The organism is Clostridioides sp. ZZV15-6597 (assembly GCF_020657815.1).
Classification (GTDB): domain Bacteria; phylum Bacillota; class Clostridia; order Peptostreptococcales; family Peptostreptococcaceae; genus Clostridioides.
The window spans coordinates 1-15,459 of record NZ_JAGWCT010000094.1; the positions used below are offsets into that span (position 1 = coordinate 1).

At 26.4% G+C, this 15,459-nt stretch carries 13 protein-coding genes; all 13 read left to right on the forward strand.

Translation table 11 applies throughout. From position 1 onward, the window contains the following. The first annotated feature begins 219 nt into the window (after nt 1-219). The 13 genes from KGF52_RS16545 (at nt 220) to KGF52_RS16605 (ending at nt 15,244) form a co-directional block, all read left to right on the forward strand. Nucleotides 220-909, forward strand: coding sequence for a hypothetical protein (locus KGF52_RS16545; protein WP_227840930.1), 690 nt, complete (start codon nt 220-222; stop codon nt 907-909). A gap of 430 nt (nt 910-1,339) precedes the next feature. Continuing rightward, nucleotides 1,340-1,879 carry a helix-turn-helix domain-containing protein gene (locus KGF52_RS16550; protein ID WP_021383760.1) on the forward strand — a complete coding sequence of 180 codons (540 nt, stop codon included), beginning with the start codon at nt 1,340-1,342 and terminating at the stop codon, nt 1,877-1,879. Between the two features lie 18 nt (nt 1,880-1,897). Further along, nucleotides 1,898-2,941 (forward strand): spermidine/putrescine ABC transporter ATP-binding protein, encoded by a 1,044-nt coding sequence (gene potA / locus KGF52_RS16555; RefSeq protein WP_227840931.1) that lies wholly within the window; start codon nt 1,898-1,900, stop codon nt 2,939-2,941. A 1-nt stretch (nt 2,942) separates the two neighbouring features. Next, nucleotides 2,943-3,779 carry an ABC transporter permease gene (locus KGF52_RS16560; protein ID WP_227830099.1) on the forward strand — a complete coding sequence of 279 codons (837 nt, stop codon included), beginning with the start codon at nt 2,943-2,945 and terminating at the stop codon, nt 3,777-3,779. Nucleotides 3,780-3,883: 104 nt separating this feature from the next. Beyond that, nucleotides 3,884-4,558, forward strand: coding sequence for an ABC transporter permease (locus KGF52_RS16565; protein ID WP_227436781.1), 675 nt, complete (start codon nt 3,884-3,886; stop codon nt 4,556-4,558). Further along, nucleotides 4,558-5,610, forward strand: coding sequence for a spermidine/putrescine ABC transporter substrate-binding protein (locus KGF52_RS16570; RefSeq protein ID WP_227840932.1), 1,053 nt, complete (start codon nt 4,558-4,560; stop codon nt 5,608-5,610). The genes KGF52_RS16565 and KGF52_RS16570 overlap by 1 nt, the downstream gene beginning before the upstream one ends. 333 nt (nt 5,611-5,943) lie before the next feature. Next, nucleotides 5,944-6,792 carry a diguanylate cyclase domain-containing protein gene (locus KGF52_RS16575; RefSeq protein WP_227840933.1) on the forward strand — a complete coding sequence of 283 codons (849 nt, stop codon included), beginning with the start codon at nt 5,944-5,946 and terminating at the stop codon, nt 6,790-6,792. Continuing rightward, on the forward strand, nt 6,782-8,446 hold the full coding sequence (locus KGF52_RS16580) for a polysaccharide deacetylase family protein (protein WP_227840934.1): 1,665 nt from the start codon (nt 6,782-6,784) through the stop codon (nt 8,444-8,446). The genes KGF52_RS16575 and KGF52_RS16580 overlap by 11 nt, the downstream gene beginning before the upstream one ends. Before the next feature lie 49 nt (nt 8,447-8,495). Then, nucleotides 8,496-9,752: a glycosyltransferase family 2 protein gene (locus KGF52_RS16585; RefSeq protein ID WP_227840935.1), complete on the forward strand. Its 1,257-nt coding sequence runs from the start codon at nt 8,496-8,498 to the stop codon at nt 9,750-9,752. A 22-nt stretch (nt 9,753-9,774) separates the two neighbouring features. After that, the gene (locus KGF52_RS16590) at nt 9,775-11,856 is read left to right on the forward strand and encodes a cellulose biosynthesis cyclic di-GMP-binding regulatory protein BcsB (protein WP_227840936.1); all 2,082 of its coding nucleotides are present in this window, start codon (nt 9,775-9,777) and stop codon (nt 11,854-11,856) included. Between the two features lie 37 nt (nt 11,857-11,893). Next, a complete protein-coding gene (locus KGF52_RS16595) occupies nt 11,894-12,979 on the forward strand; it encodes a glycoside hydrolase family 113 (protein WP_227840937.1) in 1,086 nt (361 codons plus the stop codon). 57 nt (nt 12,980-13,036) lie between these two features. After that, complete coding sequence (gene wecB / locus KGF52_RS16600; protein WP_227840938.1) at nt 13,037-14,146, forward strand: non-hydrolyzing UDP-N-acetylglucosamine 2-epimerase; 1,110 nt, start codon at nt 13,037-13,039, stop codon at nt 14,144-14,146. 123 nt (nt 14,147-14,269) lie between these two features. After that, the gene (locus KGF52_RS16605) at nt 14,270-15,244 is read left to right on the forward strand and encodes a glucosaminidase domain-containing protein (protein WP_227840939.1); all 975 of its coding nucleotides are present in this window, start codon (nt 14,270-14,272) and stop codon (nt 15,242-15,244) included. Nucleotides 15,245-15,459 lie beyond the last annotated feature (215 nt).

The following is a 15,459-nucleotide window of genomic DNA, read 5'->3' on the forward strand; positions in this document are numbered from 1 at the left end:
GAAAATACAGTGTTTAATTATCGAAATATATAAATTATCTCTTCGAAAAAATAATCTGAAAATTTGTAACCAAATTGTAATAAAGTGGTAGTTATTTAGCATAAAATGATGTATCATAGAGTTATATTATAAAATTTATAAAATAGGATTTTTGTATGAAAACTGCTGACTTTTGGTATTTAAGGTGAGTAGTTAAATTATGTTTAGGAGGGGTAGATTTTGTTACAAAAAGTATTATGGAAATTTTCAAAGCTGGTTTTAGGTCTATTTATATGTTCAATTGGTATAGTATTGACGATAAATTGTAACCTTGGTTTATCACCTTGGGATGTGTTTCATCAAGGTCTTTCAAATCATGTAGGAATAACTATAGGGACTGCCTCTATAATTGTAGGCTCTATAGTAGTTATAGCTGATGTTATTCTTGGTGAAAATGTAGGATGGGGAACTGTATTTAATATGTTATTAATTGGTTTTTTTATGGATTTACTTCTATATACTAACTTAATTCCAAAGACTGATAGTGTATTCATAGGAATAATTATGTTGATTTTAGGTTTGGGGCTTGTAGCTCTTGGAATGGTATTTTATATGGGAAGTGGTCTAGGAAGTGGACCTAGAGATGGTTTGATGGTTGCTCTTCAAAAGAAAACAGGAAAATCACTTAACTTAATAAGAGGAACTATAGAAGTTGGTGCATTAATAGTTGGATTTTTCTTAGGTGGAAAAGTTGGTATAGGAACTATAATAAGTGCATTTGGTCTAGGATATCTTACACAAATATTATTTAATTTGTTTAAATTAGATTGTAGTAAAATTAAACATAGATTTATAATAGATGATATAAAATTTATAAAATTATATATGAGTGGAGATAAAAAAACTGCCACTCAAAATATGGCTAAATAGTCCTATAAAGAATTAATTAAGAGTATATAGTAATTATAAATAAAAATTTTCTTGTAAATATATAAAATTTCAAATATTAAAAGATATGGATTGCTAAAAAACTATAAAATATAGATTTTTAGCAATTTTTTATTTACTTAACATATTCTAAGACCTTAAAAGCTTTTATATATGTTAGATGAATTGATTTATTTATAATTAGAGATACTAAACTTTATAGATATTAATATAAACACATTCAAATTGTGTATTTTCAAAGCCTTTAAAATACTTGTATTTATTCTAACTAAAAAAATAAAAAAATTAGCAAAAAAGTCTTGTATTATATCTGAATTTTATATATAATTACCTATGTTGTTTACAAATTTTAAACTCAATGTTTAGTAAACAAAATGTTTAGTAAAATAAAACACAAATTAGGAGGTGCAACATGGATATAGGTGAAAAGATAAAAAGATTAAGAACAGAAAAACAACTGACCCAGGAAGAGTTAGCTAATAGATGTGAATTGTCAAAAGGATTTATTTCTCAACTAGAAAATAACTTAACATCACCATCCATAGCTACCCTTATAGATATACTTGAGATATTAGGTACAAATTTAAGGGAATTTTTTAATGAAATAGATGACGAAAGAATTAGTTTTACAAAAGAAGACATGTTTGAAACTGAAGATGAGGACTTAAAATATAAATTAAAGTGGTTAATTCCAAATTCACAAAAAAATGAAATGGAGCCAATAATAATAACATTGTATCCAGGTGGACAATATAAAGAAGAAAAGCCACATGAAGGTGAAGAATTTGGATATGTACTAGCAGGTTCAATATATGTTCATATAGGCGAAAAGAAAAATAAGGTAAAAAAAGGAGAAAGCTTTTACTTTAGACCAAGAGCAAATCACTATATATCAAACGAAGGAAAAACGACAGCAAAAGTGATTTGGGTAAGTACGCCACCATCATTTTAGAATAGAGGTGTTTAATAATTGGTAGAAAATATAATAGAATTAAGAGATATATCTAAGCATTATGAGGAACTTACTGTTTTAGATAATTTCAATTTAGATATAAAGAAAAATGAGTTTTTAACTTTACTTGGGCCAAGTGGATGTGGAAAGACTACTACATTAAAAATAATAGCAGGGTTTGAGTATGCTGATGATGGCAAAGTTTTATTTGAAGGTAAAGAAATAAATAATTTACCACCATATGAAAGACAAGTAAATACAGTCTTTCAAAAATATGCTTTATTTCCACACATGGATGTATATGAAAATGTAGCTTTTGGCTTGAAAATTAAAAAAACTCCAAAAGATATAATAGATACTAAAGTAAAAGAAGTTTTAAAACTTGTTGCATTAGAAGGATTTGAAAGACGACAAGTAGACTCATTAAGTGGAGGTCAACAACAAAGAATTGCAATAGCAAGAGCTTTAGTAAATGAACCAAAAGTATTGTTGTTAGATGAGCCACTTGGAGCATTAGATTTAAAATTAAGACAAGAAATGCAAATAGAATTAAAAAGAATTCAAAAAAAGTTAGGAATAACATTTGTATTTGTAACTCATGACCAAGAAGAAGCTCTTACTATGTCAGATACTATTGTTGTAATGTATAAAGGTAAAATACAACAAATGGGAACACCTCAAGACATATACAATGAACCTAAAAATTCATTTGTAGCGAAGTTTATAGGTGAAAGTAATATATTTGATGGAATTATGATGGAAGATTATAAAGTAAATTTCTGTAATAGAGAGTTTGAATGCGTAGATAAAGGATTTGAAAAAAATGAAAATATAGAAGTAGTAATAAGACCAGAAGATATAAAAATGGTAAAGCCAGAAGAAGGAATGTTAAAGGGGAAAGTTACATCTACAGTATTTAAAGGAGTGCACTATGAAATAGAATTAAATGAAAATGGAAGATTGTGGATACTTCATAATACCAAAAATGCTGAAGTTGGAGTAGAACTAGGCATGGACATATATCCAGAAGACATCCATATAATGAGAAAAGAGAGTAACTAATATGAAGAAGAAATCTTTTTTAGCATATCCATATGTAGTTTGGAGTGCGATATTTGTAATAATTCCTTTAATACTAGTAGTATTTTTCAGTTTTACAAAAGACTCAAGTACAGGTTATGTGTTTACACTTGAGAATTATAAAGAAGTAATAGACCCTATATATATTAAAGTATTTGCTCGCTCTATTCTTTTAGCAGGAGTAGCTACATTGATATGTCTTGTAGTTGGTTATCCAGTGGCATATATAATTTCAAAAGCTCATGTAAGTAGAAGAGGTTCATTAATACTGTTGTTTATTCTTCCTATGTGGATGAACTTTCTTTTAAGAACATATGCATGGGTAGCTATATTAGGAAAAAATGGACTTTTAAATACGTTTTTAGGATGGTTTGGAATACAGCCATTAGCAATTTTGTATACTAATGTTGCTATACTTTTAGGTATGGTATATAACTTTTTACCATTTATGGTTCTTCCAATATATACAGCACTTTCAAAGATGGATAATGATTTAATAAATGCTGCTCATGACTTAGGTGCAAATAACATGACAGTATTTAGAAAAATTATATTTCCTTTGAGTTTGCCTGGGGTAATGTCTGGAATAACTATGGTATTTATGCCAGCAGTTACTACTTTTGCAATATCAAGACTGCTAGGTGGAGGCAAAATAATGCTAGTTGGAGATTTGATTGAACAACAATTCACAGTTGTTGGAGATTGGAACTTTGGCTCAGCTATATCAATATTTATGATGATAGTAATATTAATATCCATGTCGATAATGTCAAAATTTGGAGATGAATCTGACAAAGAAGGTGGTGGGTTACTATTTTAAAATTAAAGAAAATAACTTCTAATATATATTTAGCATTAGTATTCTTATTTTTGTATGCACCCATATTTGCATTGGTACTATTTTCTTTTAATGATTCAAAATCAATGGCAAGATGGAATGGATTTACATGGAAGTGGTATGGTCAATTACTTCAAAATGAAAGTATAATGAGTGCTTTATATTACACTGTTGTGATAGCTATATTAGCATCCGTAATATCAACAATAGTAGGAACTATAAGTGCTATAGGAATACATAAGATGAGAGGGAAGAGTAAAAAATTAATACTGAATGTAAACTACCTTCCTATTTTAAATACAGAAATAGTTACAGCAGTAGCCCTTATGAGTCTATTTGTATTTGTAAAAATGGAGTTTGGTTTTACAACAATGTTATTAGCACATATAATGTTTTGTTTGCCATATGTTATACTTTCAGTTTTACCAAAAATGAAGCAATTACCTGATAATATAGAAGATGCAGCTATGGACTTAGGAGCAACACCTATGTATGCTCTTAGAAAAGTAATTTTACCACAAATAAAACCAGGTATAGTTTCTGGATTTTTAATTGCATTTACTATGTCAATAGACGACTTTATAATAAGTTTCTTTAATGCTGGAAATGGTGTAAGTAATCTTTCTATAGAAATCTATGGAATGGCTCGAAGAGGTATAAAGCCTGAAATAAATGCATTATCAACGATAATGTTTGCAGTGGTTTTAGGATTACTTCTATTGGCTAATAAAAAAGAATCTATAGTAAGGGGGACTAAATAATGATTAAGTTTAAGAAAATAATATCCCTTGTAACTGTAGGTATGATTACAGCTACTTTATTTACAGGATGCAATAAATCAACAGATTCTACAAAGGTTCTAAATGTATATAATGTTGGTGATTATATAGATGAATCTCTTATAGATAAGTTTGAAAAAGAAACAGGAATAGAAGTTCAATATTCAACTTATGATACTAATGAAATGATGTATCAAAAGGTTAAGAGTGGTAGTACTCATTATGATTTAGTTTTTCCATCGGATTATATGGTGGAAAAAATGAAAAATGAAGGTCTTTTGGAAAAAATAAATTTTAAAAACATACCTAATATGAAGTATTTAGATAAGAGTTTTTTAAATCCTGTATATGATGAAACTAACGAATATAGTGTTGCATATATGTGGGGTACTCTTGGAATATTATATAATAAAAAAGAAGTTAAAGAGCCTATAGATAGTTGGAATATACTTTGGAATCCAAAATACAAAGGAAATATGATGATGTTTGACTCTGTTAGAGATACTATAGGGATAACTCTTAAAAAATTAGGATACAGTATGAATAGTGTAAATCCAAAAGAAATAAATGAAGCAAAAAATCTTTTAATAAAGCAAAAGGATTTAGTCCTAGCATATGTAAACGATGAAGGAAAAGACAGATTATTAGGTGGAGAAGTCGCAATGGGGATGTTGTATTCTGGAGATGCAGTTACATTGATGGATCAAAATCCTGACCTTGACTATGCTATACCTAAAGAAGGTACGAACAAGTGGGTGGATGCTATGTGTGTACCTACAACAGCGCAAAATAAAAAAGAAGCTGAGTTATTTATAAACTTCTTGTTAGACCCAGAGAATGCAAAAGTAAATGCTGAATACATTGGATATTCAACACCTAATACAGGAGCACTAAAGTTATTGGACCCAGAAATAACTAGCAATCCTGTTGCATATCCATCTAAAGATGTGCTTGCTAAATGTGAAACTTTTGAAGATATTGGTGAAAATATCAAGTTATACGATAAAGCTTGGATAGAATTAAAATCAAAATAGAGTATTATTTATTTAATAATATTTACTTAATAAAACTGTTCTTATTTAGAAATTATTTTCTAATTATTGAACAGTTTTATTTTTTTTACTTATATATATATGTCATAGATATATATAATTTATTTACTATGAATACATACATGATAATTATTTTGAAGATAAGCAAATAGAGAACATTAATGTTAAATATTTGTTTGTTTTTTTATTATTTATATACATATATAATTTAATTTATTTTTACTAAATTAAAAAATTATTTGCATATTGATTTTAATAATAATTAGAAAAAATGGGCAACTTAATAAAATAATTGGAGGTGTAAATTTATAAAAAATGAATGGGACAAATAAAAAGATAGATTTATTAATGTTAAGTTTGTTTGTTTTTATATTTTTAATTGTTGGGATAGTAATACTATCTATTAGAACAGAAAATAAATTGAATGTATTTATAATGTTATCAGTTATATTTTTTATAATAATGTTAACTTATTTATCAAACTCAGTAGTTGGTTTAATAACAAGTTCAATAACTATATTTATATATACGTCCTATATTTTATATAACAATATTACTCATAATATAGATATTGAGTTTATATCATATATATGGATAATAGCAGTACCAATATCTTCAATTATAATGGGAAATATAAATAAAAATATAAATGAATTACAACTTACAAATATAAAATTAACTGAACAATATGAGGAACTAGTAACTATAGATAATGAAACTGGGCTTAGAAACTTAAAAATTTTTTATAATGATGTAAATATGGAAATAAGTAAGTCAGTCAGACATACTACTACTTTTTCTCTTATGATAGTAAAACTACCATATTATGAAAACCTACAGACTATATTTGGTGAAAGTAAAACTAACAAAATAGTAAAATATATTAGTTCAAATATTGTAGAGTGTACAAGAAATGAAGATATAATATACAGTTTACAAAAAGATATGATAGGAATACTGATGCCAAACACAGCATTAGAAGGTTCAAAGGTTGTTAGAGATAGAATAAAGAAGAGGATAAAAGAGTTAAACTTAGATTTAAATGATAAAGGAAAATATGTAAATATAGATGTGAAAATTGCAATTTTAGAGTATAGAGATACTTTTGGAGATAGTATAAATTTTAAGAATATGGTTGAAGAGGAATTGCAGTATGATGTTTAAAACTTACAATAAAAATTTATCTAAAGTATTAATTGTGCTTTTAATAGTATTGATAATGTCAAATTTTAATATACACTCATATGCACTAGAAACTTATTCTAATACAAACAAGGTATTGGTTATCTATGATTCTAAGAAAGAAACATCTTACAATCGAGATATATTGAAAATTGTAAGAACTCTATTAGGTAGATTTAGCTCAAATATCGAGTTATTAAAATTAAGCAACTATGATAATGAGATAAATAAAACTTATTATAGTCATATATTCATTATAGGGATAAATGAAAATTCATATATTAATGATGAAAAAACTAACATCTTAATTAATTCATTAGATTCCTATAAAGGAGTCATCTGTTGGTTAGGGTATGGTATAGAAAATCTGTTGGAATATAAGAAATATAATTTAGAATATGTAAAAAAAACAAATAATATAAACAGTGTAACCTATAAAGGTAAAGAGTATAACTTAGATGAACACCATTTATTTAATATTGTAAAATCAACAGATAAAAGCAATAAAATTATAGGAACTATTAGTGATACAGTAAATGAATATCCGTATATTGTAAATGACAAAAATCTTTTCTATGTGTCAAAGTTGGATTTAGATGGTGTTTTATTTTATATATTTTGTGATTCACTAAATGATGTGTTTGATATTGAAACATTCAATAAGGGTCGCATATTTGTAAGAATAGAAGATGTACATGCATTTAGAGAACCAAAAGAATTAATAAAAATAGCTGATTATTTAAGCAATAAGAATATACCATTTACAATTGCTTTAATACCAGCTTATGTAAATCCTAAAAATCATAAAATAACTACTTTATCAGAAAGCCCTGAGATTGTTAAAGCAGTAAAATACATGCAAGATAAGGGTGGTACAGTGATATTACATGGATACACTCATCAATATAAAAATGAAGAAATTTCTGGAGAAGGATATGAATTTTGGGATGGGGAAAAAGATGCTCCATTAAAAGAAAATATGACAATTTTTGTGAAAGATAGAGTTTTAAAAGGGCTTAGAATATGTATAGAAAATGGGATTTATCCTCTTGCATTTGAAGCTCCTCATTATGCAATAGAATATGAAGGATATAAAGAATTAAAAAAATATTTTTCTACTTATATAGGACAACATCAAAATAATGATAAAAAATTTAGCACAAATACATATCCCTATGTTATTAGGGATACAGAAGAGTTTAATATATTTATACCTGAGAATTTGGGATATATAGACCCAGAGGATAAGTTCACTTTTCAAAACATAAAAGAAAATTTAGATACAGTATCTATTGTCAGAGGCTTTAGTGGAGGTTTTTTCTTTCATTCGTATTTAGATATAAAATATTTGAAAGATACAATAGAATACCTAGAAAAACAAAATATAGAGTTTATGGATTTAAGAGATTTTGATAATTGGGTAAAGGTTGATGAGATACAAATAAGAAATGATGGTAATGAAATTAAAGTCAACTATGATAGAAATTTAGAAAAAAATAAAGAAGATGAAACTAGGTTTAAATCTATATCTAAAATCAGCAAAATCTTAATATCAATAGTATCCATAAGTGTTTTAGTTTTTATAATTATATTTATGTATTTTAAAAAAATAGACAAAAAGAAATTTTTAAAATAAAAAATTTTAGATTAAGTTCTAAGATTTAAAAAGATTTTAGGAGAATTTTATGAGAGGATTAAATGTATCAGAGTATCTATTTATATTTAGTTTATTTAGTATATGGTCTTTACTACTTATAAATATAGTTTTAGCTATGGGAGGGTATTTATTTTATTTTAGGAACTTTGATAAAAAAATAAAAAAAATTGATAGATATCCAATGGTATCAATACTTGTTCCTGCTCATAATGAAGCCAAGGTAATAGGTAGGACTGTGGAATCTTTACTACTACTTAATTATCCTAAAGATAAAATGGAACTTATTGTGATAAATGACAATTCTTCTGATAATAGTAGAGAAATTTTAGAAAGCATAAAGAATAAATATAAAAATTATAATTTTACTATTATAAATACAGATAGCATAACTGGAGGTAAGGGAAAATCAAATGCATTAAATATTGGATATAAAATTTCAAAAGGAGAGTTTATAGCAGTCTATGATGCAGATAATACTCCAGATAGAGATGCACTTAGGTATTTAATACAAACAATAGTTCTAGATGATGAATTAGGTGCTGTTATTGGAAAGTTTAGAACCAGAAATAAAAGTAAAAATCTATTGACGAAATTTATAAATATAGAAACTTTAAGCTTTCAATGGATGTCTCAAGCTGGTAGATGGCAATTATTTAATTTATGTACAATACCAGGAACTAACTTTATATTGAGAAAAAGTATTATAGAAGAAATTGGGGGATGGGATAGCAAAGCAATTGCAGAAGATACAGAAATTAGCTTTAGAATATATAAGTTAGGATATAAGATAAAACTTGTGCCACAGTCAATAACATGGGAGCAGGAACCAGAAACTATTAAAGTTTGGATAAAGCAAAGGACTAGATGGGCAAAAGGGAATATATACGTTTTAATGAAATATATAAAAAATATATTTAAACAAGGGAAAAATAAAATTGTATTTGATATAGCCTACTTTTTTTCTGTATATTTTCTATTTTTAACATCTGTTATTATCTCAGATATTTTATTTGTCTTAAGTGTACTTAAATTAATAGAGATTTCTATTCCAATCAACTTTATCATAATATGGATACTATCGTACATTTTATTTATCATAGAAGTGAGTATAAGCTTAACTATAGAAAAAGGTGAGGCTACAATCGAGAATATATTTATAGTAGCACTTATGTATTTTACATATTCTCAACTATGGCTATTTGTTGCTATAAAAGGAATGGTAGAGTATTTAAAAGATATAATTTTAAAAAGAGAGGTCAAATGGTATAAAACGGAAAGATTTTAATTCATGTACAGGAGGTATTAACATGAAAAAATTTGTTGTATTAACTGTATCTTTAGTATTGTTTTTTTCAAATATCGCATTTGTAGATGAAGTAAAAGCTGATGAAACTAAAGTCAAAAATTATAAGTTTGAAAGAGATGTAACTATTGATGGAGTTATAGGGAGCAATAGTACTTTTTTTGAAGTAAACAAAAATTGGAACGTTGAGGAAGTGTTATTTAATCTTAATTTTAGTAAGAGTCAAATATTAAATGGAGATGTTTCAAGTTTAACTATCTTAATAAATAATGTACCAATAAAATCAATTAAACTAAATGCCAAAAAAGATTATAAAGATACACTAAAAGTATTAATACCAAAAGAATATATAATACAAGGATATAATGAAATAAAAGTAAAAGCATATAAAACAATATCTGATAAAATATGTCAAGATGATTCTAACACTGGAAACTGGATGGTTATTCATAAGGAATCTTATACATCAATTAGATACAAACAGAAAAAATTGGGCAATTCAATAAATGAGTATCCATATCCATATATAGAAATTGAAGAAAATTTTAAATTAGATACAACTTTAGTAGTTCCAGATAATATGAGTAGGGGTGAATCTACAGCTGTGTTTAATTTAGCATCAGAATTTGGAAAAATAACACAGAACGATAAGTTACAGTTTGATGTTAAATTATATTCAGAAATGAAAAACTGGTCAGATGATAACATTATATACATTGGTAAACCTGAAAATACGGCAGAAGAAATTTTAAATATTCTAAGTGCAAAGGAACAAACTTTATTATCTTCAAATTGTATAATTAAACAGATAAATTCTCCATATAACAATAATAAGAAGATGTTAGTAGTAATAGGTAGTAATGAAGAAGATTTAATAAAAGCATCAAATTTATTGATAGACAATAGACTTTCTAATCAAATTTTATCATCATCAATACTTGTAAATAAAGATACTAATATAAAGACTGCTGGTGAACAAGAATTAAATTTAGGTCATATGACTTTAGAAGACCTAGGATATACAGATATTTTGTTGGAAGGTGCATTTAATCAACAAGCTTTATTTGATGTTAGAATACCAAAAGGTAGAAAGTTAGATAATGGTTCAAAGATTGTTTTAAATTTAAGATATTCTGATAATTTGGATTTTGACAAATCATTAGTTACAGTGTATATAAATGATGTTGTCGTAGGAAGTAAAAAATTAGATAGGGCATATTCAGATAATGACAAACTAGAATTAAAAATACCTAAAGATATAGATAATAAAAACTATTATCAAGTTAAGCTGGTGTTTAATTTAAGTATAAAAAATTTAAATTGTGTTACAAGAGAAAGTAATAATCCTTGGGCATATGTTTTAAATAGCTCTTATTTGGAACTATCAACAAAAGAGAATCAGTCACTGAGTTTTGAAAGTTATCCATATCCATTTGTTAAGAATGATAAGTTTAATGATTTAACTGTGATAATGCCAGATTATTCAGGGTCCCAAGCAATGACATGGATGTCCAAACTAGGTGTTAATTTAGGTGCAAATATGAATTCGCATGAGGGAAACATAAATGTAATTAGAGGTAAAGAGTTTAGCAATAAATATAAAGATACGAATATTATAGTTTTTGGAGTACCACTTAACAACTCTGTTATAAAGATGATAAATAGCAACTTAAATATAAAGTTCAATAAAAACTATTCTAACTTTTTATCAAATGATAAGGTAAGCTTTATTGACGATTATGGTAAAAATATTTCATCAATACAATTGATAAAATCACCTTACAATAATCAAAAAAATATTATGGTAATAAGTTCAATAGATGAAAAAAATTTATATTTAGGAATGGATTATTTATTAAATAAAAGTCAAGTGAATGATTTAAAAGGAGATACATTAACAATTGATGAATATGGAGAAGTAAAAGATTTAACGTATAATACAAAAATAAATAAAGAAATAAAAGATTCGAGTAGAGAATTGAATATAAGTAAAACAGCTAAAGTTTTTTTTGTTGTTTCTTTTATTGTTATAGTTGTAGCTGTAATTCTATCAATGTTATTTATTAAGAAATATAAAAGAAGATAATACAGTAAACTTATTATTTTAAAATGAGGTATATGATTTGAATAAAAATGTAAACAAATTTAAATTTAAGAAAAATATTTTAATCTTAGGAATTATTTTAACTTTTATATTTATAATTTATTTTGTAAATGTTGAATTAAAAAATAGAAGTTTAGTAAATAGTCAGTATGAGGGCAAGATTAAATCAGCCAATTTATCTATAGATTATGAAATAAATCAAGTTATGAAGGATATAGATAAGCTAGGATTGAATACAATAAATGTACCTATAGTTATAAATGTGGATGATATTAATTCTGATATCATGTCAATAGATAATAATAGCAAAAAAAAGGCAATTAAACTAATAAAAAAATTAAATAAGAAGGGTATTTCCACAATATTAGAAGCATATCCATGGATAAAAAATGGAGAGTTATATGAGACCGATTGGAATCCTATGAATAAAAAAAGATTTTTTTATAACTGGCAAAATACTGTATTAAATGAACTTATAGAAGATGTAGCAAATCCATTGAATGTAAAGGTTTTAAATGTAGGCTCTAATTTTGTATACTTAGAAGAATATCAACAAAATTGGGGTGAAATAATAGATTTTGTACAATCAAAATTTGATGGTCTTGTAACATATAGAACTAATTGGTGGTATACGAGAAAAGGTGATTTAAATAGTAAATTATCTTATGAACAAAAACTAAATAATAATTTTTTTGATAAGTTAGACTTTATATCCATAGCAGCGTATTTTGAGTTAAGTGATAAATCTGTCAATACAGTTGATGAATTGGTTTCTGCTTTGCATTCATCTACTGTAAATAATAGAGGACAAAATATAAAAGAAGAACTATATAATCTTTATAAGGTTCATCGTAAACCGATATTTTTTGGAGAATTAGGTTTTTCAAATAGAGAAAATGCAAGCTCTCAACCATGGAATCATGTTCCTTCAGAAATTATAAATGATGAAGAACAAGCAAGATGCTTTGAAGCATATAGGCGAGTTTTTGAAAAAGAAGATTGGATAAATGGTTTTTCTGTGTTTTGTGTAGGTAAAATTGATGAAGAAAAAAACTTTTATCCATCAAAAGAGAGTATAAAGATTATTAAATCTTGGTATAAATAAACTTGTTATATAAATAGACAATTATAGTATATAAATAGTTGATTAGGAGAGATATAAATGGATGACATCAAGGTTATGACTGTATTTGGAACTAGACCTGAAGCTATCAAAGTAGCTCCTTTAATTAAGGAACTTGAAAAAAGAGAGCATATAAACAGTATTGTGTGTGTGACAGCACAACATAGAGAAATGCTTGACCAGGTTATAGAAACTTTCAATATAAATGTAGACTATGATTTAGACATAATGAAAAAAGGGCAAAGTTTAAATGATATAACATGTAAAGTTTTAAATGAACTTCCCATGATTATAGATAAAGAAAAGCCAGACGTAATCTTAGTACATGGAGATACAACGACAACTCTAGCTACTAGTTTAACTGCATTTTATAGTAAAATTTTAGTGGGTCATATAGAAGCAGGACTTAGAACTTATGATAAATATTCTCCATTTCCAGAAGAGCTAAATAGACAGCTTACAGGAATTATTGCTGATATACACTTTGCCCCTACTAGTTTGGCAAAACAAAACTTAATTTCAGAAGGAAAGTCTGAAAACAATATCTTTGTAACAGGTAATACTGCAATTGATGCATTAAAGATGACAATAAGAGAAAATTATACTCATCCTATAATAGATAAGCTTGGTGATGACAGAATGATTTTATTGACTTCTCATAGGAGAGAAAACTTAGGAGAACCCATGAGAAATATATTTAGAGCTGTAAAACGAATAGTAGATGAATTTGAAGATGTACAGGTAGTATATCCCATACATTTAAATCCTGAAATACGTAGTATAGCTAGTGAAGTATTTGGGAAAAATTCTAAAAAAATTCACATTATCGAGCCTTTGGAAGTAGTTGATTTTCATAATTTTTTAAACAAATCCTATATGATAATGACTGATAGTGGAGGAATACAAGAGGAAGCTCCATCACTAGGAAAACCAGTACTTGTGTTAAGAAAAAAGACAGAAAGAATAGAAGGTGTTGAAGCAAAAACACTTAAATTAATAGGTACAAATGAAGAAGATATATATAATTCTGTAAAACAATTATTAACAAATAGAAATAATTATATTCAAATGAGTAAAGCGTCTAATCCATATGGGGATGGAAATGCAAGTAAGTATATAGTGGATGTAATAGTGAAAAAATTTAATTGAAGATACTTAAATTAGCTTTTATTAGCTTAATTTAAATTTTATATATAAGATAGAATTAAAATATAACCACTTAATATAAAAATTATGATAAGATAAGGAATACAATTAGCAAGGGGGAATAATATGGCTAGAAAATGTATAAAAAATTTAGGCAAAAATAAAACTATAAGAAGATTAAAGCTTGTATTTAAGAAGATATTTATTACTGTATTCATAATAGCAAGTATAATAGCTGTTTTTAATATAACAAAATATTTTGAAGACTTATACAAGGTAAGAGATATAAAGACTACTAAAATTGAATACTATATGGATGTAGCTGATGAAGCAGGGGGCGGAAAAGTTCAATTAAGCTGGAAGGAGCTACTTGCTATAGACATGGTAATATATGATGAAGATTTAAGTAATATAAAAAAGAAAGATACATTAAATGTCGGTGAAAAATTTATAGTAGAAGACAAAAATGATAAAGGAGAAAAGGTATACAAGGTAAAAAAGTTTAATAAAGTATTGAATGAATTGAAATTTGACACTTCTCAAAAAAGTAGAGCAAAAAAATACATGAAGGATTTAGAATATACGTATCTTGGAAATAAAGAATTAAAAGATAGTGATGAAAAAATTAAGTTTATAAAGAAATTAGAAGACTCAGCTATAAGAGAGTATATCGATTATGGCATATTACCATCTATAACAATTGGACAAGCAATATTAGAATCTGGGTGGGGTAATTCTAAACTTACAAAGCAAAGTAATAATTTATTTGGTATAAAGGCAGATAAAGCATGGAAGGGAAAAAGTGTAGCAATTTCAACTTCTGAACATTATAATGAAAAGATTGTAGCAAGCTTTAGGTCATATGGTTCACTGGAGGACTCTGTAAAAGACCATGGTTTATTTTTAGTGAATAATAAAAGGTATAGAAAAAATGGATTGTTTGAAGCAAAAGACTATATTAGTCAAGCACAAGCATTAGAAGATGCTGGATATAGTACAGCTGAAGACAAAAGTGGGAATCGTATATATGCAGAACTACTGATAGAAGTTATTAGAAGTTATAACTTACAATTAATAGATAATAAAGTAGAAACAAAATAAGTATTGATTCTACATGAATGTGTAACAAGATAAATTTGTTTTTTACAAAAGAATAGAAAAAATGTAAAAAAACATAAAAAAATGTATTGACTTGTTATTTAAAAGGTGATATTATTATTACTGTACTCGAAAGAGAGCAAAATGAACTTTGAAAATTAAACAGTAGGTTAATTTATAAAACAAGAAACAAACCATAAAGCCAGATATTTTGATAA